25 protein-coding genes are annotated in these 26618 nt (G+C 59.6%); 10 read left to right on the top strand and 15 right to left on the bottom strand.

The window, feature by feature from the left end; genetic code table 11:
• Window positions 1-31: 31 nt before the first annotated feature.
• The 3 genes from ACRZ94_RS07370 to ACRZ94_RS07360 all read right to left on the bottom strand — a co-directional run bounded on the left by ACRZ94_RS07370 (window position 32) and on the right by ACRZ94_RS07360 (window position 3454).
• A complete protein-coding gene (locus ACRZ94_RS07370; RefSeq protein ID WP_480651845.1) occupies window positions 32-784 on the bottom strand; it encodes a helix-turn-helix domain-containing protein in 753 nt (250 codons plus the stop codon).
• 290 nt (window positions 785-1074) lie between these two features.
• Window positions 1075-1635, bottom strand: coding sequence for an acetolactate synthase small subunit (ilvN, locus tag ACRZ94_RS07365; RefSeq protein WP_480651843.1), 561 nt, complete (start codon window positions 1633-1635; stop codon window positions 1075-1077).
• A gap of 67 nt (window positions 1636-1702) precedes the next feature.
• Window positions 1703-3454 (bottom strand): acetolactate synthase 3 large subunit, encoded by a 1752-nt coding sequence (locus ACRZ94_RS07360; RefSeq protein WP_480651841.1) that lies wholly within the window; start codon window positions 3452-3454, stop codon window positions 1703-1705.
• Between the two features lie 424 nt (window positions 3455-3878).
• On the opposite strand from ACRZ94_RS07360, the gene ACRZ94_RS07355 reads away from it, so the two are divergent.
• Together ACRZ94_RS07355 and ACRZ94_RS07350 are read left to right on the top strand one after the other, a co-directional pair.
• Window positions 3879-4724, top strand: coding sequence for a HalD/BesD family halogenase (locus ACRZ94_RS07355; protein WP_480652879.1), 846 nt, complete (start codon window positions 3879-3881; stop codon window positions 4722-4724).
• A 45-nt stretch (window positions 4725-4769) separates the two neighbouring features.
• The gene (locus tag ACRZ94_RS07350) at window positions 4770-5153 is read left to right on the top strand and encodes a bleomycin resistance protein (RefSeq protein ID WP_480651839.1); all 384 of its coding nucleotides are present in this window, start codon (window positions 4770-4772) and stop codon (window positions 5151-5153) included.
• A gap of 81 nt (window positions 5154-5234) precedes the next feature.
• Here ACRZ94_RS07350 and ACRZ94_RS07345 read toward each other — a convergent pair whose 3' ends face one another.
• Together ACRZ94_RS07345 and ACRZ94_RS07340 are read right to left on the bottom strand one after the other, a co-directional pair.
• Window positions 5235-5873 (bottom strand): response regulator transcription factor, encoded by a 639-nt coding sequence (locus ACRZ94_RS07345; RefSeq protein WP_480651837.1) that lies wholly within the window; start codon window positions 5871-5873, stop codon window positions 5235-5237.
• Complete coding sequence (locus tag ACRZ94_RS07340) at window positions 5870-7303, bottom strand: cache domain-containing protein (protein WP_480797014.1); 1434 nt, start codon at window positions 7301-7303, stop codon at window positions 5870-5872. Before ACRZ94_RS07340 ends, ACRZ94_RS07345 begins: the two co-directional genes overlap by 4 nt.
• Before the next feature lie 247 nt (window positions 7304-7550).
• On the opposite strand from ACRZ94_RS07340, the gene ACRZ94_RS07335 reads away from it, so the two are divergent.
• The 3 genes from ACRZ94_RS07335 (at window position 7551) to ACRZ94_RS07325 (ending at window position 12054) form a co-directional block, all read left to right on the top strand.
• Complete coding sequence (locus ACRZ94_RS07335; RefSeq protein WP_480651833.1) at window positions 7551-8633, top strand: TRAP transporter substrate-binding protein; 1083 nt, start codon at window positions 7551-7553, stop codon at window positions 8631-8633.
• Between the two features lie 122 nt (window positions 8634-8755).
• On the top strand, window positions 8756-9682 hold the full coding sequence (locus ACRZ94_RS07330; RefSeq protein WP_480797013.1) for a TRAP transporter small permease subunit: 927 nt from the start codon (window positions 8756-8758) through the stop codon (window positions 9680-9682).
• Window positions 9683-9699: 17 nt separating this feature from the next.
• Window positions 9700-12054, top strand: a complete 2355-nt coding sequence (locus ACRZ94_RS07325) for a TRAP transporter large permease (protein WP_480797012.1) — start codon at window positions 9700-9702, stop codon at window positions 12052-12054.
• 39 nt (window positions 12055-12093) lie between these two features.
• On the opposite strand, the gene ACRZ94_RS07320 is transcribed toward ACRZ94_RS07325, so the two are convergent.
• The 4 genes from ACRZ94_RS07320 to ACRZ94_RS07305 form a co-directional block, all read right to left on the bottom strand.
• Window positions 12094-13452 (bottom strand): dicarboxylate/amino acid:cation symporter, encoded by a 1359-nt coding sequence (locus ACRZ94_RS07320; protein WP_480651827.1) that lies wholly within the window; start codon window positions 13450-13452, stop codon window positions 12094-12096.
• Window positions 13453-13767: 315 nt separating this feature from the next.
• Window positions 13768-14595: an arginyltransferase gene (locus ACRZ94_RS07315; RefSeq protein ID WP_480651825.1), complete on the bottom strand. Its 828-nt coding sequence runs from the start codon at window positions 14593-14595 to the stop codon at window positions 13768-13770.
• A gap of 75 nt (window positions 14596-14670) precedes the next feature.
• Window positions 14671-15102, bottom strand: a complete 432-nt coding sequence (locus ACRZ94_RS07310; protein WP_480651823.1) for an RDD family protein — start codon at window positions 15100-15102, stop codon at window positions 14671-14673.
• Between the two features lie 67 nt (window positions 15103-15169).
• Window positions 15170-15592, bottom strand: coding sequence for a DUF2852 domain-containing protein (locus ACRZ94_RS07305; RefSeq protein WP_480651821.1), 423 nt, complete (start codon window positions 15590-15592; stop codon window positions 15170-15172).
• 186 nt (window positions 15593-15778) lie between these two features.
• On the opposite strand from ACRZ94_RS07305, the gene ACRZ94_RS07300 reads away from it, so the two are divergent.
• From ACRZ94_RS07300 to ACRZ94_RS07285, 4 genes are read left to right on the top strand one after another with little or no spacing between them, the layout of a single operon-like run.
• Complete coding sequence (locus ACRZ94_RS07300; RefSeq protein WP_480797011.1) at window positions 15779-18568, top strand: [protein-PII] uridylyltransferase family protein; 2790 nt, start codon at window positions 15779-15781, stop codon at window positions 18566-18568.
• The gene (locus ACRZ94_RS07295; RefSeq protein ID WP_480797010.1) at window positions 18555-18827 is read left to right on the top strand and encodes a hypothetical protein; all 273 of its coding nucleotides are present in this window, start codon (window positions 18555-18557) and stop codon (window positions 18825-18827) included. The genes ACRZ94_RS07300 and ACRZ94_RS07295 overlap by 14 nt, the downstream gene beginning before the upstream one ends.
• 39 nt (window positions 18828-18866) lie before the next feature.
• Window positions 18867-20069 (top strand): RSP_2647 family RNA methyltransferase, encoded by a 1203-nt coding sequence (locus tag ACRZ94_RS07290; RefSeq protein WP_480797009.1) that lies wholly within the window; start codon window positions 18867-18869, stop codon window positions 20067-20069.
• Complete coding sequence (locus ACRZ94_RS07285) at window positions 20066-20608, top strand: RSP_2648 family PIN domain-containing protein (protein WP_480797008.1); 543 nt, start codon at window positions 20066-20068, stop codon at window positions 20606-20608. Before ACRZ94_RS07290 ends, ACRZ94_RS07285 begins: the two co-directional genes overlap by 4 nt.
• Window positions 20609-20679: 71 nt before the next feature.
• Here ACRZ94_RS07285 and ACRZ94_RS07280 read toward each other — a convergent pair whose 3' ends face one another.
• The 6 genes from ACRZ94_RS07280 to ACRZ94_RS07255 all read right to left on the bottom strand — a co-directional run bounded on the left by ACRZ94_RS07280 (window position 20680) and on the right by ACRZ94_RS07255 (window position 25770).
• Entirely contained in the window at window positions 20680-21369 is a 690-nt protein-coding gene (locus ACRZ94_RS07280) for a M48 family metallopeptidase (RefSeq protein ID WP_480797007.1), read from the bottom strand.
• 54 nt (window positions 21370-21423) lie between these two features.
• Window positions 21424-21879, bottom strand: coding sequence for a hypothetical protein (locus ACRZ94_RS07275; protein ID WP_480651809.1), 456 nt, complete (start codon window positions 21877-21879; stop codon window positions 21424-21426).
• A 132-nt stretch (window positions 21880-22011) separates the two neighbouring features.
• A complete protein-coding gene (locus ACRZ94_RS07270; protein WP_480797006.1) occupies window positions 22012-23196 on the bottom strand; it encodes a vWA domain-containing protein in 1185 nt (394 codons plus the stop codon).
• A gap of 3 nt (window positions 23197-23199) precedes the next feature.
• On the bottom strand, window positions 23200-23370 hold the full coding sequence (locus tag ACRZ94_RS07265) for a hypothetical protein (RefSeq protein WP_480651806.1): 171 nt from the start codon (window positions 23368-23370) through the stop codon (window positions 23200-23202).
• A 3-nt stretch (window positions 23371-23373) separates the two neighbouring features.
• Complete coding sequence (locus tag ACRZ94_RS07260; RefSeq protein WP_480797005.1) at window positions 23374-24738, bottom strand: DUF2927 domain-containing protein; 1365 nt, start codon at window positions 24736-24738, stop codon at window positions 23374-23376.
• Window positions 24739-24924: 186 nt separating this feature from the next.
• Window positions 24925-25770 (bottom strand): AAA family ATPase, encoded by an 846-nt coding sequence (locus tag ACRZ94_RS07255; protein ID WP_480651802.1) that lies wholly within the window; start codon window positions 25768-25770, stop codon window positions 24925-24927.
• Between the two features lie 372 nt (window positions 25771-26142).
• On the opposite strand from ACRZ94_RS07255, the gene dksA reads away from it, so the two are divergent.
• Window positions 26143-26565 (top strand): RNA polymerase-binding protein DksA, encoded by a 423-nt coding sequence (gene dksA, locus ACRZ94_RS07250; protein ID WP_480651800.1) that lies wholly within the window; start codon window positions 26143-26145, stop codon window positions 26563-26565.
• Window positions 26566-26618: the final 53 nt, after the last annotated feature.

Genomic DNA, 26618 nt, shown 5'->3' with positions numbered 1-26618 from the left:
TGTTCGTGTCTCAAATTAAACCCGAAACGCTTTAGCTTATAAGCTGTGGCTCACGCCGCTCTGAATGGCGCGCGGTACGTGCTGCCGCCAGCACAGCCGAGGGATCACCCCCCAGATGTCGTAGCAGAATGCGCCTGGTTGTTGTCGCACTGGCGGTCGTTTTCGACAGGCAGATAGCGACACCGCGCCAGCGGTCGGCATTTTCGTCAGTTCCGCGTGTGATCAGATAGATGCGACTGTTCTGCGAGCCCCGGCTGGACATCAGGATGTAGATCTGGCGGCCGGCACAGGCAGCGATCCCCTGCACCTCTCGATCCGTGGGCGTTGCACCGGGCATGCCGGGGCGGGGTTCGTAGCCGCGCACCAATGTGCATTGCGGCAATCGGCGCGCGTGAAACAGCCTGTGGCGGGATGGCTGAGTTTCTTCGATCTCGGTTTCCGTTGCGTAGTAAAAGCCGGCGGGAAACAGGGTCTCGGTTAGGGTCGATGGGCCAGAGCCCAGGAATTCGGTCAGGGCCGAGGCCGCCGGGTGCGCGGGTGCCTGATCGATTTCATCCAGCGGCCGCAGCAGAATGCGGGCATCCACGTCGAAAAAACGGCAGATACGATCCAGCACATCGGGCCGGGGAAAGCTCTCGCCGCCAAGATACCGGTTGAATTGCGTTCGATTGATGCCCAACTGGCGGCACAATTCCGAAACCGACGTGTAGGGCTGCGCAAGAAGTCTGAGATTGGCGCCAAACATGCGGCGTAATTCGTCCGGGCTACGGAGGTTCTTCGTCATTGATGTCCCAGGTTCTCGCGACTTGTTTTTAATACGCAACATGTCCGGCCTTTTGGCCGGAACGCTTTCGCAATCGTACAAATGACACTCGCGGGCGCATCCCATCGCCACGCGATATCCTGAGGCTAACGTTGATTGTCACAAAGGCAATAGGCTTTATGCTGTTTTGTGTGATCTTTTTCTGCGAAATTGCGCAAAGAACAACCAGAAGAAAAACGGCTGGCAAAAACTGCCAGCCGCATCAGTGGGATCCCAATCCGCAAGGATCAGATCGATAGTGAAAGAACGGGTTACTCGCCGCGCAGCAGGGCCGCGACGCCGGTGCGGGCCACTTCGACCAGACCCAACGGGCGCATCAGATCGGCAAACGCGTCGATCTTGTCCGGCGCACCGGTGATTTCAAAGATGAACGAGTTCAGCGTGCTGTCGACCACATTGGCGCGGAAGATATCGGCCAGACGCAGCGCCTCGACCCGTTTATCGCCTTCACCGACAACCTTGATGATGGCCAGTTCACGCTCAACCGCCGCGCCTTCGACGGTCAGATCGTGGACGTCGTGCACAGGCACAATACGGCCCAGCTGCGCTTTGATCTGTTCGATCACCTGCGGCGTGCCGGTGGTGACGATGGTGATGCGGCTTAGATGGCCGGTATGATCGACTTCGGCCACGGTGAGGCTTTCGATGTTGTAACCACGGCCCGAGAACAAGCCGATCACGCGGGCCAGAACGCCGGGTTCGTTCTCGACCAGAACGGCGATGGTGTGACGTTCCTGCACGTCCGAGAAGGTGGGCCGTAGGTTGTAGGCCGAATGGCGGGTTGCGCCTTTTTTGATATGTAGGGCAGACATTTATGTCCCTTTCATCATCCTGCGAAGGTCGGGCACCGGAGCGCCCGACAAAATTCGACGAATTTTGTTAAACCAGAACCGAACCTTTGGAGTCGATCACGCCCTGCGTTTCGGCCTCGCCCAACAGCATCTCGTTATGGGCCTTGCCCGACGGGATCATGGGGAAGCAGTTTTCGTGCTTTTCAACCAGACAGTCAAAGATGACCGGGCCGTCATAGTTGATCATCTCCATGATCGCGTCATCAAGGTCTGCAGGGTCCGAGCACAGGATGCCCTTGGCACCAAACGCCTCGGCGAGCTTGACGAAATCGGGCAGGGCCTCGGACCAGGAATGCGAGTACCGCTCACCATGCAGCAGTTCCTGCCACTGGCGCACCATGCCGAGGCGTTCGTTGTTCAGAATGAACTGTTTCACTGGCAGGCGGTATTGGACGGCGGTGCCCATTTCCTGCATGTTCATCAGCCACGACGCCTCACCCGCCACGTTAATCACCAGCGCATCGGGATGGGCCATCTGCACGCCGATCGAGGCCGGAGTGCCGTAGCCCATCGTACCCAGACCGCCCGAGGTCATCCAGCGGTTGGGGTCTTCAAAGCCCAGGTACTGCGCAGCCCACATCTGGTGCTGACCGACTTCGGTCGTGATGTAGCGGTCGTACTTTTTGGTCAGTTCTTCAAGACGTTGCAGCGCATATTGCGGTTTGATCGTCTTTTCGCTGTTGGTATAGGCCAGACAATTGACCTTGCGCCAATCCGCGATCTGTTCCTGCCATTTGGCAACCGATGCCGCATCGGTTTTGCGACCGCGTGATTTCCAGACCTTGAGGATGTCCTCCAGCACATGGGCCACGTCGCCGACAATCGGGATGTCGACGCGGATCACCTTGTTGATCGACGAAGGATCGATGTCGATATGCGCTTTTTTCGAGTTTGGCGAGAACGCGTCGATCCGCCCGGTGATCCGGTCGTCGAACCGCGCGCCGATATTGATCATCAGGTCGCAATCATGCATCGCCAGGTTGGCCTCATAAAGACCATGCATCCCCAGCATCCCCAGCCAATTCTCACCCGACGCCGGGTAGGCCCCCAGACCCATCAGGGTCGAGGTGATCGGGAAACCGGTGCTGTCAACCAGCTCGCGCAGCAACTGGCTGGCTGCCGGGCCTGAGTTGATGACGCCACCGCCGGTGTAGAAGACCGGCTTTTTCGCGGTTTCCATTGCGGCGACCAGTTCGGTGATCTCTTCCAGATCGCCTTTCAGAACCGGTTGGTAATGCGAGGTTGACGGTTTCGGGCTGGAATACTCGCCCGAGGCAAACTGAACGTCCTTTGGGATGTCGATCAGCACCGGACCGGGACGGCCCGAGGTGGCGACATGGAACGCCTCGTGCAGGGTTTCCGCCAGCGAATCCGTGTCCTTCACCAGCCAGTTGTGCTTGGTGCAGGGGCGGGTGATGCCCACTGTGTCAGCCTCCTGAAAGGCGTCCGAGCCGATCATGAAGGTTGGAACCTGGCCGGTCAGAACAACAATCGGGATCGAATCCAGCAACGCATCGGTCAGGCCGGTCACCGCATTGGTGGCGCCGGGCCCCGACGTCACAAGGGCCACGCCCGGCTTGCCGGTCGAGCGCGCATAGCCTTCGGCTGCATGTACGGCCCCCTGTTCATGACGCACCAGAATGTGGCGAATGTCGTTTTGCAGAAAGATCTCATCATAGATCGGTAGGACAGCGCCACCGGGGTATCCGAATACCGTGTCCACGCCCTGATCCTTGAGGGCCTGAACCACCATCTTTGCGCCGGTCATTTCACCTGTCATCTGCTTTGCTCCGTTCGCGACATGTGTCTTGCGTATTGCCAAAAAAAAGCCCCCGAGGTTTTCGGAGGCGCATGGGTTCGATTATGGTTTTCCGTTACCGGCCCATGCGCGTTGTTCCTACGATTACGACTAGCGTTTTCATCGCCAGAGGCTCCTCTTTTTGCGTGCAGGGACATTATGAGCGGTGCGACGGGGCGTCAACAGGCAATCGCACCAATTTTGTAATCAGAATGGCGGTTTTTGCGACATTTTGTTGCGCAGATTGCCGCAGGTTGGGAATTTCCGTGAAATGAGGCCCGCCGCAGAGGGGAGAATCTGGATTTCAACTTGTCAGATTGCGTCAGCGCAATGTCTGAAACGGACATGAGGCGGGTTTGCGTCTGAGGCACGCTGATCCTCAGGAGTGGCTATCGTGGAGCGTTTGATGCTGGCGGATTTGGTTGACCTTGGTCGGTATCCCATCGATCGCCCGGACTCGCGTGCCTATGTGCAGCTGATTGGGGATTTACGGCGGGAACTGGACCAGGACGGCTGCGCCGTGTTGCCCGGCTTTGTTCATGAGGCGGGGCTTGAGAAGCTGGTGAGAGAGGCAGACCGCGTTGCGCCCAAAGCGCACCGCTCTTTCAATCGCACCAATGCCTATTTTACTAAAGATGACCCCAGCTATGGTATCGGCCACCCGATCCGTCGGTTCTTTGACCGCTCAAACGCGTTTGTTCCGGCAGATAATTTCCGCGCCAAAGGACCGTTGCGTCGTATCTATGAGTTCGAAGGGTTCATGCCCTTTGTACGAGACGCTTTGAATGAGCCGGAGGACCGGTTCTTTCGCTATGACGATCCGCTGGCCGATGTGATCATCAACGTGGTGGAAGAAGGGCAGGGGTTCCCATGGCATTTCGACACGAACAACTACACTGTCACTCTGGCCATCCAGAACGGTGAGGCGGGCGGGGCATTTGAATATGTTCCGAACCTGCGCACCGCCGAGGATGAGAATTTCAAAGGTGTGGCCTCGGTTTTGAGCGGAAACATGTCCAGGGTTCGCGAACTGGACTTGCAGCCGGGCGATTTGCAGATTTTCAAGGGGCGCTATGCGCTGCATCGGGTGGCCCCGGTCAAGGGAGAGCGCCGCCGGTATGTTGGCATATTCTCATTCGTTGAGGCTGAGGGGATGTGCGGTGGGGTGGAGCGGACACGCCAGCTTTATGGTCGGGTGCTGCAGCATCACCACGATCGCGAAGGAAACAGAAATGATCAATTGCTGGATTGAAATCTGTTAGGCTGAGGTTGGATACAGTCTTACCCGGAGGCGCCCGTGCCCAAGATATTGCAGCTTACGCCCTTTGTTTTGTGCTCATCTTTGCAAAATCAGATTGATTTCTATTGTGACCGGCTGGGGTTTTCCTGCGGGTTTCGGCAGGACAATTATGCGTTCCTGTCTTTGGGATCTGTAGCGATCAGGCTGTTGGAATGCCCGCCGCGCGAGGATGGGCGGCAATTGGGCGAGGAGCAGTCGTTTTACATCGATGTGGATGATGTGGATGCGCTGTACGAAAGCCTGCGTCCGGGGCTTGAGGACCTGCCCGAGGGGCGTGTGCGTGCGCCCTTTGATCAGCCCTACTTGCAGCGAGAATTTCATGTCCTTGATGAAGATGGCACGCTGGTGTTCTTTGGTCAGGACATTCGACCAAGGGCGTGACCTCTCCCGCCCGTTGTCAATGCGCCTGCGGCGCATCTCCGCCTGTTGGGCCGGGCAGCGCGTGCCGCGCTGCGGGTGGGTTCAGAAGCCGGGGCTGGTGCCCTGAAGCACGCCGTGTTCCAGCGCATAGCGGGTCAGCCCGGCGGTGGAGGAGATGCCGAGCTTGCGTTTGATATTCTTGCGATGGGTTTCCACGGTGCGGACCGAAATCTCAAGCGCGATGGCAACTTCTTTGTTCGATTTGCCCTGCGCCAGTTCCAGCAGGATCGTCTGTTCGCGCCCGGTCAGCGCCTCGCGCGTGCTGTCGCCTTTGGGCTCCAGCGAACCGCTTGCCCCGGTGCACAGATATTGCTCGCCCCGCATGACTGCGTCGATGGCCTGTTTGATCTCATCGGTGGGGACGTCTTTCAGAACATAGCCTTTGGCCCCATGGCTGAGCGCGGTTGAGATATATTCGGGGCTGTCATGCATCGACAGGATCAGGATGCGCGTGTCGGGCAGGCGTTCCAGGATCAGTTCCGTCGCGCTGAGCCCGCCGAGGCCCGGCATGTTCAAATCCATAAGGATCACATCGGGGGAGAGATCAGTGGCCTGATCGACGGCCTCTTGGCCGGTGCCCAAAGTGCCCACGACGGAGATGTCGGGGTAACTTTCCAGAATGGACTGAATCCCTTCGGCGACCATCGGGTGGTCATCGACGATGAGAACGCGGATTGTCATGTTCCGGCCTTTCGGTTCGGCGGTGAATCTTCCTGCGGTGGCAGCAGGTGGCTGAGGGGCAGGCTGACCTCGATCACGGTGCCGCCGCGTGGTGCGCGGGATGACAGGATGCGCAGGGTGCCGTCAAGCTGTGCGATCCGCTCTTCCATATTGCGCAGGCCGATCCCGGTATTCACCTGATCCTGCCGACCGGGCAGACCCCGGCCGTTATCAGTGATGCGCATGGTTGCCCCATTCTTGTGGCCACGCAAATCGATGGTAACACGGGTTGCGCCGGAATGGCGTTCAATATTAGTCAGTGCTTCCTGAGCGATGCGATACAGCGCGATCTTGCTGTCCTGATCCAGACGGTTGCGGAAGACGACCGTCGTGAACTCGGTTTCGATCCCGGTGCGGTCCCGGAAATCGTCGGTCAGCGTTTTCAGCGCAGGGCCGAGGCCCAGATCATCCAGCACGCCGGGGCGCAGGTCGCGGCTGATGCGGCGCACCTCGGTGATGGCGGTGCCCAGGTGGTCGATCCCTTTGCCCAGCGGATCGCGGGCCCCGTCATCGTCGCCGCGTTCCAGCCGCCGCCGCGCGTTGTCCAGCGCATAGCGGACGCCCACCAGAATCTGGCTGATCCCGTCATGCAACTCGCGCGCCACGCGGCCTCGCTCTTCCTCTTGCGCGTCAAACACGCGCTGGGTCAGTTCCTTGAGCTTGGCATCGGCCAGACGCCGCTCGCGGACGTTCAGCAACATGCCCGAGGCGAAAACGATCAGCACAGCGGCCAGAACGATGCCGCCGATATACCGAAAGGTGCGCTGCACGCGGGCTTCGACCTCGGCGCGGGCGGTGGCGACAGTGGCGACGATATCGTCGATGAACACACCTGTGCCGACCGCCCATTGCCAATCCTGCAGGCCGACCACATAGGCGATCATCTGCGCCTCTTCCCCGGTCGAAGGCTTTTGCCACATAAAGCTGTGCCAGCCCGCACCTTGCCGGGCGAGGCGAATGAACTCATCCACGACCGGGGTACCGTCGCTGTCGGTCAGACCTTCCCAGTTGCGGTTGATGAACTGGGTCTGGCGCGGGCTGACCAGATTGGTGCCGTCGTAATCATAGACGAAAAAGAACCCGTCTTTCCCGTAGATCATCGCCGACAGGATTTGCGTCACAAGATTCTGTGCAACCGCATCATCCGGCGAGGCGCGTCCATAGATATAGGCAAACCCGTTGCGGGCCTGTGTGACGTAGTTCTTAAGCTCTTCTTTCTTGGCTTCGATCAGGCGGCGTTCGAGGGCCTGAATTTCGCGTTCGGCGGTGGCGCGGGATTCGTGGGCGACAAGCAGGGCAATGGCCGCGACCGCCGCGACCAGCGGAATCGCGGCGATCAGCGACAGTTTCTGGCCGTAGGTCAGCGAAATCAGATGTCGGAATCCCCTCATGGTCGAATCGATACGCAAGCGGGGCGGAAAATGCAAAATTTTTGGGCCGGAACCTGCGATTGTGCGCCCTGCGGGCCGAAATAGCTGGATGTTTTCCAGTTTTTGCCGCGTGGCCCGCCAAAAAACGCGGTCGCCTACGTAGTAGTAGGTATTCACATTCAAATCTTGGTCATTAGGCTGGCCCGCACTGAAAACGACTACCCCGGCAGGACCGGGGGATTGGACTATGTAGGGGAGGAACACTCATATGGATCGTCGTTCATTTCTAAAAACTTCTGCTTTGGGCGGTTCGGCTGCTGCGGCCACCACGCTGGCGGCTCCGGCCTATGCGCAGGGCAAGCGCACCCTGACCATGGTGACCTCATGGGGTCGCGGTCTGGCAGGCGTGTTCGACAGCGCACAACGCTGCGCCGACAGCATCACCACGATGTCCGATGGCAACCTGACCGTTGACATCAAGGCTGCCGGTGAACTGGTTGGCGCATTCGAAGTATTTGACGCGGTGTCGTCCGGTCAGGCCGACATGTACCACGCGGCAGACTACTACTTTGTGGGTCAGCACCCGGGTTACGCCTTCTTCACCGCTGTTCCGTTCGGCATGACCGCGCAGGAACTGGTGAACTGGTACTACCACGATGGCGGCATGGAGCTGCATGACGAGCTGGGCGAAATCTTTGGCCTGAAATCCTTCCTGGCCGGGAACACCGGTGCGCAGGCGGGCGGCTGGTACTCGAAAGAGATCAACGGCCCTGAGGATTTCCAGGGCCTGAAGTTCCGTATGCCGGGTCTGGGTGGTCAGGCGCTGGGTAAACTGGGCGCATCGGTTCAGAACATTCCGGGCTCGGAAGTGTATCAGGCGCTGTCGTCTGGTGCGATTGACGGAACCGAGTGGATCGGTCCGTGGGCCGACGAAAAAGCTGGTTTCCAGGAAATCACCAAGACCTACTACACCGCGGGCTTCCACGAGCCAGGTGCGGGTCTGTCGCTGGCGACCAACCGCGATGTGTTCGACGAACTGACACCGGCGCAGCAGAAGATCATCGAGATCGCAGCCGCCGAAGCGCACCAGTGGAACTTGGCGCAGTTCCTGGCCAACAACGGTGCCGCGCTGCAGCGTCTGCAGTCGGGTGGTGTGAAGGTTCTGGAATTCCCCGACAGTGTTTGGGACGCTTTCGGCGCAGCCAGCCAGGAAGTTCTGGACGAGAACATGGGCGACGAGCTGTTCAAGAAAATCCACGACAGCGCAATGTCGTCGATGGCAGCGTCCTCGGCGTGGAACAACCTGTCGTCGGGTGCCTACACCACGCAGCGCGACCGCGTTCGCGGTTAAGCCTAACGCTTACGACCAAACGGTTTCCCCGCCACGTGCGGGGAAACCTTTCCCGTTGCACATGCGTGGTTCGGACACACCCGCAAGACCAATAGGTGCAACTGACGCGACCTGGGGACAACATGCAGGACGAAAACGGTATCTCGTTCTTCGGCGCCCTGTGGAATGGGCTGATATGGTTCATCCAGAACATTGCCGAAGCCTTCTATAATTTCGGATACGCCATCACGCATCCGCAGCTCTGGCTGAACTGGTCGGACAAAGAAGCCATCATGCGCTTTGTCTATTATGGCGGCTCGGTCGAGTTCTTCTTTGTGGTCTTCACCTTCTTTCTGGTTCTGACCGCCATCGGGCTGTACTACCGCAGCTTCATGTGGGGGATGGTGCGGGTTCTGGAAGGGTTCGCCAACACGACAGGTCGGTTCTTTGCCTGGGCGGGCCTGCTGATGGTGATCCAGCAGATCGTCATCGTGTTTATGCAGCGGATATTCACGCGCCCCGACATGTCCTTTGGCCTTGGTATCGCCTTGCAAAAGGATATCAGCTGGTATGCTGAAGAGCTGAAACTCTATAACGCCATGGTGGTCTGCCTGTGCTGCACCTACACCTTTGTGCAGGGCGGGCACGTGCGCGTTGACCTGATCTATGCCGGGATCAGCCACCGGGCTAAACGTGTCGTCGACATGTGTGGTGCAATGCTTTTCATGATGCCGATGGCCGTGCTGACATGGATGTATGGTTGGTACTTTCTTTGGCGGCATCTGATTTTGCCAAAACCTTCCGCTAGTGATCAGTTGGATCGTCTTTTGACAAAGTCCCGCGCCTTCCGTTGGAATGTCGAAACTATTGGGTTCAGCACGAACGGCTTTAACGCCTACTTCCTGTTCAAAATTCTGCTGGTGGCCTTTGCTGCCATGGTGTTCCTGCACGCCGTCGCGTTCCTGTACCGCTCGTACCTGGAATACGTCGAAGGGCCTGAGAGCATTGGAAAAAACCTCGACAAGGACAGCCTTGGTGAGGGTGAAGAAGCCTACGAAGGCGCGCATTAGGGACGGAGACCCAGACTATGTTATTCGGACTTGATGGCGTCGAGATAGGCCTCATTATCGTATTTTTCTGCCTTTTCGGAGGCATCCTTTCCGGCTTTCCGGTGGCCTTCGCCATCGGTGGCGCGGGGATCATTTCCTTCGGGATCATCGCAGCGCTGGACAGTGCCGGACTGCTGATCCATCAGGCGATTGATACCAGTTCACAAGCCTACCGAGACCTTGTGAATTCAGGTGTCAAACCCGACTCGGTGTCGGTGTTCCGCTTCCCGGACCTCCCAAGGATAGCCGAGCCGGTGTTTGTGCAGGGCTGGGAAACCGCGCTGGACCGGAACGTTTCTTTCATCGTGAACCGGATCAACGAACGCGTTCTGGCCGGTCAGTCGATTGAAACCCTGCTGGCCGTGCTGATGTTCGTCCTGATGGGCATCACGCTGGAACGGTCCAAGATCGCAAACGACCTGTTGACCACGATGGCGCGCGTCTTTGGCCCGCTGCCCGGTGGTCTGGCCGTGTCGATTGTGGTTGTGGGTGCGTTCCTTGCGGCCTCGACCGGGATTGTGGGCGCGACTGTAGTCACGATGGGCCTGCTGGCCCTGCCGACCATGTTGCGCAACAATTATTCGCCGGAACTGGCGACCGGTGTGATCGCGGCCTCGGGCACGTTGGGGCAGATCATTCCGCCTTCGATCGTGATCGTTCTGCTGGGCACGCTGGCCGGAGATCTCTATTCCACCGCGCAGGAAACCCGCGCGCAAGAGGCTGGGTGTACCGACGCGCTGACCTATCTGGGTGAGCCTGCTGTGGTCTCGGTCGGCACGCTGTTTCAGGCGGCTTTGCTGCCGGGGATCATGCTGGCCTTACTTTACGCGCTGTATGCCTTTGGCTATGCGCTGCTGAACCCGGATAAGGCACCCGCCGTGGAAATGGGCGAGGGCGGGGGTGAGCCGATCACCCGTGCCGAAGGTCTGACCTGGTTGCTGGGTGCGCCTGTTGCGCTGATTGTCGGTGCCGTGGTTCTCAGCAGTGCGGGCGTGATCGGCAGCCAGAACATCAACGTCTCGGCATTCTCCGACATTGGCGAGGGCGCGTCGCTGCGCACCAACGTCTCGGAAGAGTGCAAGGTGTCGATGATCGATCTGCATGGCCAATCCGCCTGGGATCAGGCCGTGGCCGAGCAGGAGGCCATCGATGCCGCAGGCGGCGCGGCCGAGTCGACCCGCCTGACCGAGGAAGAACTGGCCGCCGCGCGCGAAGCCAAGATCGCGTCGGCAGCACCGATTGGCACCGGCGTTGCCGTGATGATCGTGTTGCTGGGCCTGACGCTGGTGATGGGCCGCGGCATCGCGCCGTCCAAATCGACGCAGCCCTTGATCGTGGGGGCCATCGGTCTGTTGCTGATGGGTCTGGTCGATGTCCTGTTCATTGCGCCGACCACCTCGTCAGGTCTGACCTTTGTGCTGTTGGCCGCGCCATTTGCCCTGGCGATCTATGGCTGTAAACACGCGGCGGCGCGCTGTGCCACCAATGATCTGATCCGTGTGGTGTTCCCGCCGCTGGTTCTGATCATCGCGGTTCTGGGCTCGATCCTAGGCGGTGTGACCAACCCGACACCAGCGGCGGCGCTGGGTGCGGGTGGTGCAATCATGCTGGCCGCCTATCGCAAGCTGCAGGATCAGGGACGGTCGGGTAAGATCATCATCTGGGCCACCTTGGCGGTGATCATCGCGTTGCTGATGGGTGTGAACTTTGACCTGCGTATCAATCAGAACACGGTCCCGTTTGAAACTTGGGTGGCGTTTTTCGTCGCCTACGGTGCTTATCTGTTTGCGCTGTTCGGGTTGCTGTACGGGTGCTGGGTTCTGTTCACCAGCGGCGTGCTGACCCCGGTGGTGCGCGAGACGGCCAAGGTGACCTCGATGGTGTTCACCATTCTGATCGGATCGCAGCTGCTGAACCTAGTGGTGATCTCGTTCGGGGGTGAGCATTACATCCAGCAGTTCCTCCGCAGCTTTGACAACGAGTTCACGGTCTTCCTGATCGTGATGCTGGTGTTGTTCATTCTGGGCTTTGTGCTGGATTTCCTTGAGATCATCTACATCGTGATCCCCATCGTGGGCCCGGTGATCTATGGCGGGTCGTTCGATCCGAAATGGGTGACGATCATGGTGGCAGTGAACCTGCAGACCTCATTCCTGACGCCGCCCTTTGGATTTGCGCTGTTCTACCTCAGGGGTGTTGCGCCCAAAGAGGTGACGACCGGGCACATCTATCGCGGGATCATCCCCTTTGTGCTGATCCAGGTGGTTGGGATCGGGATACTCTGGTTCTTCCCGACGATCGTGACCATTGTTCCGGACCTGATCCCGAACTGATCGGAAAAAACGGCGGCCTCAGGGGCCGCCGTTTTACTTTTACGCATCCGCTTGCTTGTGGGTGATACTGGCGAACTCAGCCTCTGCCTCATGATCAACATCCAAAGCAGACGGCGCAAACGCACCTGCGTCGGGGTCATTGAACACGGCACGGTCCAGCTTGCCCACCTTTTGCGCCACGATAGTCGTAACCACCGCATCCCCGGTGATGTTCACAACCGTGCGCATCATGTCCAGGATACGGTCGACGGCCAGAATGATCGCGATCCCGTCCAGCGGCATGCCCAGCTGGTTCAGAACCATGGCCAGCATCACGATCCCCACACCGGGAACCCCAGCCGTACCGATCGACGCCAGAACCGAGATCGAAATGATCGTCATATAGCCGCCCAGCCCCAGATCCATGCCATAGACATTGGCCAGAAATACAGTCGCGACCCCGTGCATGATGGCTGTGCCGTCCATGTTGATCGTGGCCCCCAGCGGAATGCCAAAGGATGCGACAGACCGGTCAACGCCGATGCGCTGGGTGACACACTGCATGCTGGCCGGGATCGTCGCGTTCGAGCTTGAGGTCGAGAACGCAAACACTTGGGCCGAACGCATTTTGCGCAGGAATTCACGCGGGCTGAGACCGGTAAACACATAGAGCAGCAGCATCAGCGTGACGCACAGATGGAAAACCAACGTCAAGCTGATCGTGGTCAGATAACCGATCACCGGCGCGAACAGGCTGAACCCCTCCAGCGCAAAGGTTCTGGTGATCAGGCAAAAGACACCGATCGGGGCAAATGCCATGACGATCTGTACGATTTTCATCGCCAGTTCATTCATGAAGGTGCAGCCTTCGACAAAGCCTTTGGCGCGGTTTCCGATCATCAGAACCGCTATGCCGACAACAATGACGTAGAAGATGATTTGCAACATCTCGCCATTGGCCAGCGCATGTATCGGGTTCTTTGGAACGATATTGGCCAATACGTGCCATGCGGTCTCTGCCTGGGCGACCGAGACGGATTGGTCCGCCAAGTGAAGGCTGGTGAATCCAGTGCCCGGATTGATCAGGTTGGCAAAGAAAAGGGCAGTGGCCAACGCCATCGCCGTAGTCGCCACGTAGATCACAAAGGTCAGCCCGCCGACACGGCCCAAAACCCTGAGATCGCCGATCCCGACCACGCCGCACAGCAATGAGAAAACGACCAGCGGAACCACCAGCATTTGCAGACCGTTCAGGAACATTTGCCCGATCATCAAGAACAGACCGTTGACCAGATGGTCCTGCACAAACGGTAGGTCGAAATAGTTCAGGGCGACGCCGAATGCTGTCCCCACCACCAGTGCGGTCAGGATTTGCGTCGTAAGGTTCGCAGCAAAAAGTCTGCGCACGGCATATGTCATCGGTCTTCCCCTCTGGCCATGACCAACGCAACAGACCGGGGGATCTGTTGTGCCACTCGTTACGTTTTCTTGACCCCGGGAAACCGAAATACCGTGGCGGATTGCGCGGGGTCTCAGATATTTGGTGACGTAAGGTAAGTATTCAACCGCATAATTTTTGTGCGATTATTACTTTTTGTTTAACTTTTGTGCGGCTTCGGATCTCAAAAGAGAAAACTTATGATTTGTCAGCGGGTTAAGGCCGATCAGCTCTTTGCCGGTCAACGCGACGAACCGCCCAGAGTCCGGGCGGGCTTCGGGCGAATAGGCGCGCTGTCAGCTTTTCTTGGTGGGGTGACGGTCGGGCAATTGTATCCCGGCCACCTGTTCGGCAATGGGGGCTGTGGACAGCGGGTGGTGGCTGGCATCCACCATGTCTTTGGGGTTGTCGATGCTTTTCCAGCCGCCCTGCATATAGACCTCAAGCCCCGAGAAACGGGCCTTGTAGCCCATCTTGGGGCTGCCGGGCACCCAGTAGCCCAGATAGACATAGGGCAGGCCCGCCTCGCGCGCGATATCGATATGATCGAGGATCATATAGGTCCCAAGGGAATTCTGCGGCTGGTCCGGGTCGTAGAAGGAATAGACCATGCTCAGACCGTCATCCAGAACGTCGGTCAGGCTGACCGCGATCAGCGCGCCCGTTTCGGGGTCGGCATATTCGACAACACGGCTGCGGATCGGAGTTTCCTCGATCATCGCGGCGAATTCGAAGACATCCATATCGGCCATCCCGCCATCGGCGTGACGGGTATCCAGATAGCGGCGGAACAGCTCATACTGCTCATCCGTCGCCCACGGAGAGTTCGCCCGCCGTTGCAAGTACGAATTCCGCCGGGCGGCGCGTTTCTGGCTTTTGGTGGGGCGAAAGGCGGACACGTTGATGCGCGCCGACAAACACGCCGCGCAATCGGTACACGAGGGGCGGTAGAGCACGTTCTGAGATCGCCGAAACCCTTGCTGAGACAGGGAATTGTTCAGCTGATCCGCGCCTTCGCCCTGCAGCGCAGTGAACAGCTTACGCTCCATCCTGCCCTCAAGGTAAGGGCAGGGTTGAGGGGCCGTCACATAGAATTGCGGCGCAATTGGCAGCGTGTGTCGCATGAAGGTTCCGTGTTTCCTGAAACCGGATGATAACAACGGTTCCTTAGGTCGCCAAGTGATTCAATGCGCTGATTTTCAGGCCCGCTGGTTGATCATTACCGTGCCCAGAAACGCATCCGACAGGCCCTGTCCGCGCGAACTGGTCAGCATCATGATGACCGAGATGATCTGGATCACGAACACCGCCATGCTGACGAAATACCCGGCCGTATGGGCGATGGCCTTGCCCATATCCATGCGGGCCCCGAAGGCGTCGCGCAGCTCGATCCCCATGAACCGCATGCCCAGTGTCGCCGACCCGTTCGAGATCGTGACAACCCGGTACACAAAGCTGATGACGCCATAGATCAGCGGCAAAAAGAACAGCCCTGCGCCGAAGGTCAGGAAAACAGGGATGATACACAGCAATGAGATAAAGGCGATGTCGAACAGCCACGCGACAAAGCGTTTGGTGGTCACCGACTGATAGAACTCAGGCTGGTTGTCGGGATCGGGAAGGTGGGTCATTCAGAGTGTTCCGGGTGGTTGATATGGGGCACCCTGTCCCGAATGGCGGGACAGGGCAAGGTCTGGATCAGGCGCGGGCGCCGTCTTCGGCTTCATCGCTGTTGTCGCGGGCGCGTTCGTCCATGAACTGGTCAAACTCGGCCTTGTCCTTGGCGTCGCGCAGACGGCGCAGGAAGGCTTCGAAATCCTGCTGTTCGCGCTCCAGCCGGGCCAGCGTATCGGCCTTGTAGGCGTCAAAGGCGCTGTTGCCCGAGGGCTTCATCGCGCTCATGTGGCTGCTCCAGGGTTTGCGGTGGCTGCAGGATTTGCTGAACATGCGTTTGCTCCAGATCATATAGGCCAGAAGGGCCAGACCGACGGGCCAGAAAAAGATGAATCCAAGGACCATCACGGCGATCCAGGCACCTTTGCCTTTGTCGTCCAGCCAGGTCTCGATACGATGCAGCCAACCCGGATTTTCTGGGACGGCTGGGTTGGATAATGCGGTCATTTGGTCTCTCCGGGGTTGATGTAAATCGTTTTCACATTGTTAAGATGGGAAGCGCCTGGCGGGTTGCAAGGGGTGGATGTGAAAATGTTTTACATCGCTGTGTGCAGGTGTCGCATAAGAGCAGTTTCCGCTTGTGCAACCCTTTGAAATCAGGCCATCTCTGAACAGTGTAGTGCGGGGGCTTGCATGACAGACGCTTTGACGATCCACCGAATGCCGCGTGCCTTTGATGCCGGGTTGGGGGCTGAGGCGCGCGAGGCCGTGCCCGATCTGACCCCTGAACAGGGTGAGTTGATCGCCGGGGCAGCGGGGTCCAGCCCCTATCTGAAGGGGTTGATCGAACGCGAACGCGACTGGTTGGCCCCGGCCTTGCAGCAGCCCGATCAGGCGCTTGTGGATGTGATGCAGGTGGCCCGTGCTTTGCCTGCGGATCAGTTGAAGCCCGGTTTGCGGCAGGGCAAGCGGCGGATGGCCCTGCTGACCGCTCTGGCCGATCTGGCGGGTGCATGGCCGCTGGAAAAGGTTACCGCCGCGCTGACGGATTTCGGGGCGCTGGCGGCGGATGTTGCCGCCAAGGCCGAGATCGCGGCCCTGATCCGGCGCGGCAAACTGCCGGGTATGACCGAGGAGGATGTCGAAACGGCCGCCGGGATGATCATTCTGGCCATGGGCAAGATGGGCGCGCATGAGCTGAACTACAGCTCGGATATCGACCTGATCGTGCTGTTTGACGAGACCCGGTTCGATCCCGATGATTTCTATGATGCGCGGCATGGAATGGTGCGGGCGACGCGGAATTTCTGCGCCACGCTCAGTGACAAAACCGCTGATGGTTATGTGTTCCGCACCGATCTGCGCCTGCGCCCCGATCCGGCGGTGACGCCGGTCTGTATGGCGGCTGAAGCGGCCGAGCGCTATTATGAAAGCCTTGGCCGCACTTGGGAACGCGCAGCCTATATCAAGGCGCGCCCCTGTGCGGGGGACATCGCGGCCGGGCAGCGGTTTCTGGATGCGCTGCGCCCCTTTGTCTGGCGGCGGCATCTGGATTTTGCCGCCATTCAGGACGCCCACGACATGCGACTGCGCATCCGCGAGAACAAGGGCACCGGCGGCGCGCTGATCATACCGGGCCATGACATGAAGCTGGGGCAGGGCGGTATTCGCGAGATCGAGTTCTTTACCCAGACCCGCCAGTTGATTGCCGGGGGCCGCGACCCCGATCTGCGGGTGCGTGGCACGGTGCCGGGTCTGGCCGCGCTGGCTGAAAAAGGCTGGGTGCCGCCCGAGGTTGCCGAGAAGCTGACCGATCACTACCGCGCCCACCGTGAGGTCGAACACCGCATTCAGATGGTCCACGACGCCCAGACCCACAAGGTGCCGCAATCCGAAGATGGTCTCGCGCGGGTCGCCTGCCTGATGGGCACCGACAGCGCCGCGCTGACCGCCGACCTGACCCGCCGCCTGACCGAAGTGCATGAACTGACCGAAGGTTTCTTTGCCCCCGGTGCCCCGACACCGGCCCCCACCACCGGGGCCGAGTTCGACCAAAGCGTGCTGGCCCGCTGGTCCACGTATCCCTCACTGCGGTCCCAGCGCGGTGCGCGGATTTTCGAACGGCTCAAGCCCGAGCTTCTGACGCGCTTGTCGAAGACCGCGAAACCCGACGAGGCCCTGCTGGCGCTGGACGGGTTCCTGTCGGGCCTTCCCGCCGGGGTGCAGCTGTTTTCGCTGTTCGAGGCCAACCCGCATCTGATCGACCTGCTGGTGGATATTGTCGGCACGTCCCACGCGCTGGCCGGGCATCTGTCGCGCAATGCCTCGGTCTTTGATGCGGTGATCGGCGGCAGTTTCTTTACCGATTGGCCGGGCCAAGCCGCCCTGCAGGCCGAGCTGTCAGCGGCGCTGGAGCAGGAAGCAGACTATGAAACGCAGCTGGATTTCGCCCGCCGCTGGTGCAAGGAATGGCATTTCCGCATCGGCGTGCACCACCTGCGCGGGTTGATCGATGGGGCGCAGGCCGGGCAGCAATATGCTGAACTCGCCTGCTCTGTCATCGCTGCTGTTTTGCCCTGCGTCACCGATCAGTTCGCCCGAAAACACGGGCCCGCACCGGGGCGCGGGGCGGCGGTGCTGGGGATGGGTTCGATTGGGGCGGGGCGCATAAACTCGCAATCCGATCTGGATATGATCGTGATTTACGATCCACTGGATCAGGACATGTCAGATGGCCCGCGCCCCCTGGCCACGCGCACATATTATGCCCGTTTCACGCAGGCTTTGATCACCGCGCTGAGTGCGCCGATGTCACAGGGGCGGCTCTATGAGGTCGACATGCGCCTGCGCCCATCCGGCAATCAGGGACCGGTTGCAACCAGTTGGGCCAGCTTCACCAATTACCAGCAGAACGAGGCTTGGGTGTGGGAACACCTCGCCCTGACCCGTGCCCGCGTGATCGCGGGCAACGCAGGGCTGGCGCAGGATATCGAAGGTTTTCGCGCCGCTTTCCTTCAGCAACCCGAAGACCGCAATAAGGTCCTGCACGAAGTGGCCGAAATGCGCGCGCGGCTGGCGGCGGCCAAATCCCCGGCGGGCATCTGGGACGCCAAGAACGGCCCCGGTCGCATGATGGATATCGAACTGCTGGCCCAGACTGGGGCGCTGCTGTCCGGGGTCACGCAACGCGACGTGCAGGCGGGATTGCAGGGTGCTGTCGCTGCCGCGTTGCTGGATGTCGCTCAGGCGCAGACACTGCAAGAGTGCTACGATTTATGCTGGTCGGTGCAATGCGCGGCCCGGCTGCTATCGGGCAAAGTGATCGAGGCCGACAAGATCGGCGAGGGCGGGGCGGCATTCTTGTGCCGCGCCACCGGGTTCGAACAGGTCGAACAGCTTCAGGCCGCGCTGCAAGAGAGCTATGACACCGCTGCCGAGATCATCGGCCGCGTGATCCAAGGGGGGCAGGATGCCGCGCAGTGACGATCCCAATGATCACAAGGGCCTGATCCGAGAGGCCTATCGCATCGACGGTATCACCTTGCCCGAATGCCGCAGCATCTTTCTGGACTGGGCGCTCAGCCTGCCGGGCGACCGTGATCAGGCGCAGGCTTTGGCCGCTTTGCACGCCCTTTATTCCGCGCAAGAGCCTGACCACCCGATGACCGAGGTGCTGACCGAGGGGCTGCAATCGGTCAAAGCGCCCAAGCGACGCGGCGGCTGGCGGTCCCGTCCGCGCTAGGGCTTTCCCCCCGCCGCGTTCACCACTAAGAGGGGCGACATGACCCAAAGCCCTGATCGCCCCCGTATCCGACTGAAGCCCAAAGCCAACGCGCGCGGCCTGCGCCACGGCTTTCCTTGGGTATATGCCAACGACATCGTCACCGACCGCCGGACCCGCAAGATCCCGGCAGGCGCTTTGGCCCTGTTGGAGGACGAAAACCGCGCACCCATCGCGCTGGTCGCTGTGAACCCCGAGTCCAAAATCATGTGCCGCGTGCTGGACCGTGATCTGGACGCTGAACTGAACGCTGCGTGGTTCGAAACCCGCCTGCGTCGTGCGCTGGAGATGCGCGCGGGCCTATTCGATGCCCCCTATTACCGTCTGATCCATGCCGAGGCCGATGGCTTTCCCGGCGTGATCATCGACCGCTTTGGCGACGCCTGCGTGATCCAGCCCAACGCCGCCTGGGCCGAGGCGCATCTGGACATCCTCACCGAGGCTTTGGTCAAAGTGACAGGCGTGACCACGGTGCTGAAAAACGCCTCGGGCCGGACCCGTGGGCTTGAGGGTTTGGACGATGTCAACCTGACCCTGCGCGGAACGGCGCCTGATGCACCCCTGCCGGTGCCTATGAACGGCGCAACCTATATGGCCGATCTGACCGGCGGTCAGAAAACCGGGTTGTTCTATGACCAGCGCCCCAACCACGGCTTCGCGGCCCGACTGGTGCAGCCCGGCGCACAGGTACTGGACGTGTTCAGCCATGTGGGCGGGTTCGGTCTTGCCATGCTGGCCGGAGGGGCAGGTCAGGCACTGTCCGTCGATGGCTCGGCCGCTGCGCTGGAACTGGCGACCCAAGGCGCGCAAGCCTCGGGATGCGCCGACAAGTTCCAGACTCGGCAGGGCGACGCCTTCGATGTGCTGACCCAACTGGGCGAAGAGGGCGCGCAATTCGATGTGGTGATCTGCGACCCGCCCGCCTTTGCGCCCTCGAAACAGGCGCTGGACGCAGGGCTGCGCGCTTATGAGCGTATCGCCCGGCTTGCGGCGCCCTTGGTCAAACCGGGCGGCTATCTGGGTCTGTGCTCGTGCTCGCATGCCGCCGATCTGGGCCGCTTCCGCGACGCGTCCTCGCGCGGGATCGGCCGGGCAGGGCGACAGGCGCAACTGATCCACACAGGATTTGCCGGCCCGGACCACCCGCAACTGCCGCAACTGGCTGAAAGCGGTTACCTCAAAGCCGTGTTCTACCGGCTGTGAAGGCGGTTCTGGATACCTGCGTCATCTACCCCACGGTGATGCGAGAGATGCTGCTGGGCGCAGCTAAGCTCGGCCATTTCGAACCCATCTGGTCCGCGCGTATCCTCGAAGAATGGGCCCGCGCCGCCCGAAAACTGGGCCCGATGGGTGAGGCGCAGGCCCGCGCCGAAATCGCCATCGCCCAATCCCACTGGCCAAATGCCGAACGTGTCCCCGCGCCCGGCATCGAACAACGCCTGTGGCTGCCGGACAGCGCCGACATCCACGTATTGGCAACGGCAGTCGCCGTCTCGGCTGACATCATCGTCACCGTCAACGCCAAGGACTTCCCGCGCAATGTCCTGTCAGAAGAGGGGCTGGAACGCCAAGACCCCGACAGCCTGCTCCATGGTTTCTGGCTAAATGACCCCGAAGGTATGACCCAGACAGCCAACCGCGTTCTCGCCGAAGCCAACCGTCTGTCCGGCGACCAATGGACCCTGCGCGCGTTGATGAAAAAAGCCCGCCTCCCAAGGCTTGGCAAAGCCCTCAGCACCTAAACCCGTCCCGCTCTTCTTCTTGTTGCAAATACGGCGGGGAGCGCGAGGGGCTGGCCCCTCGCGGCGCAATCCTATCCGCCCGTGCCCCAACGCTGCTCAAGCGCCTCAAGCGCCGCGATCCGCTCATCGGTCTTTGGATGGCTCATCAGCCACGCAGGCGTGACGCCCGCACGCTGCTGGGTCAAATCCTCAAGCTTGTGAAACAGGGATTTCTGCGGCCCAATCCCGATCCCCGCCTTGGTCAGTAATGCGGCGGCATATTCATCCGCCTCATACTCATCGCTGCGCGACAGGCGCGAGGCCAGAAGATGCGTCAGCATATTGGCAATCCACGCACCGATGAACGGAATGAACCGGTTCAACAACATCATCAGCGCCGCCCGCAGCGCGTTCTGGCCGGAAAAATCAATCATCCGCCGCCGGGCATGGCCGAGGGCCACATGCCCAAGCTCATGCGCAATCACGCTGGCCATTTCCTCGGCCGAGACCTCTCCATTGCGGAACTTGCGATAAAACCCGCGCGTGATGAATATCCGCCCGTCGGCAGCCGCCAACCCGTTCACCGGGTCGATCTCGTAGATATAGACCGGCACCCGATCGATCCCCAGCGCTGCGGCCAAACGGTCGGTCATGCGTTTCAGGGCGGGATCGGCCAATTCGGTTGATTTCGCGTCCAGCTCCCGATGGGTGCGCCAGACCGAGACGCGGTACATCACGAGTGCATAGGCAATGGCCAAGAGGATCGGGGTCAGGCGAAGCATGGGTTAGATATGGGACTATGACGATGTATCGGCAAGCAGAGTACAAGGGCTTAATTAATTTGGGCGTTGGATTTCGTGATGTGTTACTTGAACCAAAGCACCGCGGTAATCATGATCAAGCGCATCAAATAAGAAATGAGCATTTCGCTCAAATGCGGAAAGTACTCTATGCGTTTCTAAATCTACGTTAATCGGGTTTTTCTTTTCAATTTTGAAGTGATTTTTGATCGAAAAAGGGTTCCAAGCCTTCCCGTTCATAAGCAGGAATTCGTCGTGCGGCAAAAATAGCCAGCTTTCTGTCCATTCAGCTGCAGTTGTTGGTAGTTCGTCAATTGAAGCGAAACCAAAACTGTTCTTGCTTTGGGTTACACTGAACCGAAATGAGCGATCTGAAGGTGAGAAAGAGACGCTGAATTGTTCAATGAAATTGGTGACTTCTTTACGGATTAATTCACCCTGATACACTTGGTTCGAAGGATCCCACTGAGCATTGTAGATCGGATGCGCCACGAAGCCCCATGGTTCGGAATAGGCTGCTACGCTATTGAATACGTTTAAAAAAAGCTTCTTGTTTGGCCTCAAAATCAACACTCCAAAGATCAATGAGTTAGGGCAATGCTATTGTCTGAAAGCTAGCTACTCTTACCGCGTTAATTCCCGCATCCCCTGTTCCAGCCCGGCCAGGGTCATCGGCACCATGCGGTCCTCGAAAATCTCGCGGATCATGCCGATGGAATGGGTGTACTCCCAGTATTTCTCGGGCACCGGGTTGATCCAAAGGTTCGATGTCCACTGGTCCCGCGCGCGTTGCAGCCAGGCTTGTCCGGCCTCTTGGTTCCAGTGCTCATTGGCACCACCGGGATAGGCGATCTCGTAGGGGCTCATCGAGGCGTCGCCGACAAAGATGCATTTGTAATCGGGGCCGTAGGTGCGCAGCACCTCATGGGTGGGGGTTTGCTGATCCCAGCGGCGGGCGTTGTCGCGCCAGACGCCTTCGTACAGGCAATTGTGGAAATAGTAATATTCCAGATGCTTGAACTCGGTCCGCGCGGCCGAGAACAGTTCTTCGACCACCTTGATATGCGGGTCCATCGATCCGCCCACGTCCAGAAACAACAGCACCTTGACCGCGTTGTGACGCTCGGGCCGGGTTTTGACGTCGAGATAGCCGTGTTCGGCAGTGGCGCGGATGGTACCGTCCAGGTCAAGCTCTTCGGCGGCACCTTCGCGGGCCCAGCGGCGCAGGCGTTTCAGGGCGACTTTGATGTTGCGCGTACCCAGTTCAACCGTGTCGTCTAAATTCTTGAATTCACGCTTATCCCAGACTTTGACGGCGCGTTGGTGGCGGCTTTCCTTCTGGCCAATGCGCACCCCCTCGGGGTTATAACCATAGGCCCCGAATGGAGACGTCCCGGCGGTGCCGATCCATTTATTGCCGCCCTGATGGCGACCTTGCTGTTCCGCCAGCCGCTCGCGCAGCGTGTCCATCAGCTTGTCAAAGCCGCCCATGGCCTCGATCTCGGCCTTTTCGTCCTCGGACAGATGCTTTTCGGCCATTTTGGCCAGCCAGTCGGCGGGAATATCGACAGCTTCAAGCACCTGATCAAAACTGATCTGCTCAAGCCCTTCGAAACTGGCGGCAAAGGCGCGGTCGAACTTGTCGATATTGCGCTCATCCTTCACCATCGAGACGCGGGCGAGGTAATAGAACGCCTCGACATCATAGGTGACCAGACCCTTTTTCATCCCCTCCAGAAAGGTCAGGTATTCACGTAAGGATACGGGAATGCCAGCTTTGCGGAGGTTTTCGAAAAAGGGTAGAAACATCGGCTATACTACAAACCTGACCAGAATAAGCGACAGCGCCAGCCCGATCAGGGCAAAAGCGATGCCATAACCGGCGGCATATTGGGCCATGTCGGCGCGGTTGCCATTTCGTTTGCGCGCCGCCAGTACCCCCAGGATAACCCCCAGAAGCGCCATTCCCAAAACCACGACCATGCCTTATCCGCCCCTGTTGTTGGTCGGTCCTTCAGCCACATCGCGCATCAGCGACCGGACCACCGTTTCCGAGCCGAACCCGTAGCGCGCCCATCCCAGACTGTCCAGCCTGACGGAACGTGCCTCGGTGCTGCGGCCCGCCTGGTTGAGGGCCTCGGATTTCAGCAGAAGCAGCGTCGCCAATTGCGAGGCGTTTTCGGCACGGGTCATCACGTTGATGGCCTTGTCCAGTTCAGGCAGAAAGGCGGGGCCTTCGCCTTGTGCCAGCGCAAAGGCGGCAAGTTGGGTTGTAACATAGGCCTGATGCACTTCGGTCCCCGGGGTGGAGCGCAGGTATTGCAAGGCAATCAGATAGTTATCCAGTGCCTCTTGTGGTTCGTCGAACTGTCCCATGCGCCCCATCAGGTAATAGGGATAAGCGCGGCGGTGATCGGTCCAGCCCTCTTCTGCGCCAATTCGTGCCGCCTTTTGCGCCGCCCGCATCCGACTTTGCGTGCGCAAAGACGGGCGCAGAGAGCGTTGAACCGCGTTGATCCAATCGCGAGGCGTTTCGGTCAGCGGTTGCGCGGGCAGGGCGTCGCCACGAGGGTTCAGGCGGGACAGGATGGCGGGTAGGGCGGCCTCGACCTGTTCCCGGCTCATGCCGTTGCGCAGGGCCGGGTCATAGGCGGTGCGCAGGATCAGCATGTCGAACCCGGTCAGAACCGTATGGATGTTGTCATCGTTGAAAACGGAATCTGACAGGTGATAGAGGTCATTCAACGGCCCCAGGGCCTGCGCAATTTCTTCGTGCAGGCAGTCGCGCTTTTCCTGCGGGCTGGCGTCGTAGGGGATGAAGATGCCCAGCCTCTCGCGGCTGTTCAGGCGGGTCCAGCTGCTTTTCTGTTTGCGCCGGTCGCGGCGATATTCCTCAAAGCTTGAGGCGTTGGGTACCACGAAACAGGCCGCTTGGGGCAGGATTTCGTGGATCTGCGCCTGGCTGACGGCTTCGACGGTGATGTTTGCAGGGCCTTCTGTTACCTGGCGAATGTCAATTCCGGCCTCACTGCGCAACCGGTTCAGCAGGCGGGTCAGGTCGCGCTGCATCGACGGGGTCGGCGCGCCCGTCAGTTGCAAGGTGATCGGCGCTTCAAACCGTGTGAAAGCTGGCAGTTGTGTGCCACCTTCCAGCGCGAAATGAAGCGTGACGAAATCAGCGGCGATATTCACATTCGACCGGCCCGCGGGCGTGGGTGCCGGTCGCGAGAATGATTTTGCCGGGGGTAAGGTCTCTTCGATCACGCGCACACGGGTCGACACCTCGGTCGGTTCGACCGTTGTACAGCCCGCTATGGCCACAGCGGCGAAAAATGCAGCCCAACACTTCATGGCTGATCAGGTCGCATCAGCTTCAGCCGCCTGTCAGCGCCGCCCCCGTGTGTGGTCACAATGTCAGCCAATCAGATTGCCCCGCCTTGCCCAAAGCCGCCACGCCTGAACGGGTCGGGCGGCCTTGCCAATGCTGACAGGCCGCGCCGCGCATGGCAAGCGACGATCACCGGATGTTCAACACCGTCACCGTTTGCTGCGCGCCATAAAGGCCAGACGTTCGAACAGATGCACATCCTGTTCGTTCTTCAACAGCGCGCCGTGCAGCTTGGGCAGCGCATTCGCGCCATCGCGTTTCAGATCCTCGGCGCTCAGGTCCTCGGCCAGCAGCAGCTTGAGCCAGTCCAGAACCTCAGAGGTCGAAGGTTTTTTCTTCAGCCCCTGCGTGTCGCGGATTTCATAGAACTGGGTCAGCGCAGTGGTCAGCAGCGCGTCCTTGATGCCGGGATGGTGCACCTCGACGATGCGGCGCATCGTGGCCTCATCGGGAAAGCGGATATAGTGAAAGAAACAGCGGCGCAAAAACGCGTCGGGCAGTTCTTTTTCGTTGTTCGAGGTGATGATCACGATGGGGCGGTTTCTGGTCTTGATCGTCGCGCCGGTCTCATAGACATGGAACTCCATCTTATCGAGTTCCTGCAGCAGATCGTTGGGAAACTCGATATCAGCCTTGTCGATCTCATCGATCAGCAGCACGACCTTTTCATCGGCCTCAAACGCCTGCCACAGCTTGCCCTTGCGGATATAGTTCGACACGTCATGCACACGTTCATCACCCAGCTGACTATCACGCAATCGGCTGACGGCATCATATTCGTACAAACCCTGCTGCGCGCGGGTGGTGGATTTCACGTTCCACTCGATCATCTTCAGACCCAGCGCACCAGCCACCTGTTTGGCCAGTTCGGTCTTGCCCGTGCCGGGTTCGCCTTTGACCAGCAGCGGACGCTCCAGCGTCACGGCGGCGTTCACGGCAATGGTCAGGTCATCTGTGGCAACATATTCTGCTGTGCCTTGGAAACGTGCGGTCATTGGCCCCTCATGATGTGTCACGCGACATGTGGCACCGGGGTTACAGAGTGGCCGGGATTTTTACAACCCGGCACGCTGCGTCGGCAGGTGCCGAATTGCCTAACGAGTCCAATAACTTTGAATGATTCGAGCGCTAACACGACGTTCGGTAACTTTGGCAGCGCCATAAAAAGGCCCGCAGGTTTCCACAGAAAAACAAGGATTTGTTGTTAGATGTCTCACATTTAGACCACGCAAGTTCACACATCACGGGCGCGACGTTTGCATAGTGACAATCCCCGCGCCGTCAGATAAACGCTGCGCAGAAGGGAATGCCTCATGTCTGGTGAAGAGAGAGCACTCGGCGTTGCAGGCCACACCGAGGGAGCAAAGATGAAGCAGGAAGTATTTCTGCCCGAAGATTATCGTCCGGCCGAAGACGAACCATTTATGAACGACAGGCAGCTCGAATATTTTCGTCGTAAGCTGCTAGAATGGAAGAACGAGCTTCTGGCAGGCAGCCGCGACACGATCGAAGGGCTGCAGGACAACACCCGTAACATTCCGGACGTCGCAGACCGCGCCAGCGAAGAAACCGACCGCGCGCTGGAACTGCGCACCCGTGACCGTCAGCGCAAGCTGGTGGCCAAGATCGACTCGGCCCTGCGCCGGATTGACGAGGGTGAGTACGGCTATTGCGAAATGACCGGCGATCCGATCTCGTTGAAGCGTCTGGATGCGCGCCCGATCGCGACCATGACGCTTGAGGCGCAGGAACGGCACGAACGCCGCGAAAAGGTCCACCGCGACGATTGATCGCTGGACGAGAGCAAAATTCTGAAACGCCGGGGCCTGTCGCCTCGGCGTTT

The organism is Ruegeria sp. CH10 (genome assembly GCF_056537125.1).
This window is presented reverse-complemented; position numbering and strand designations above follow the sequence as displayed.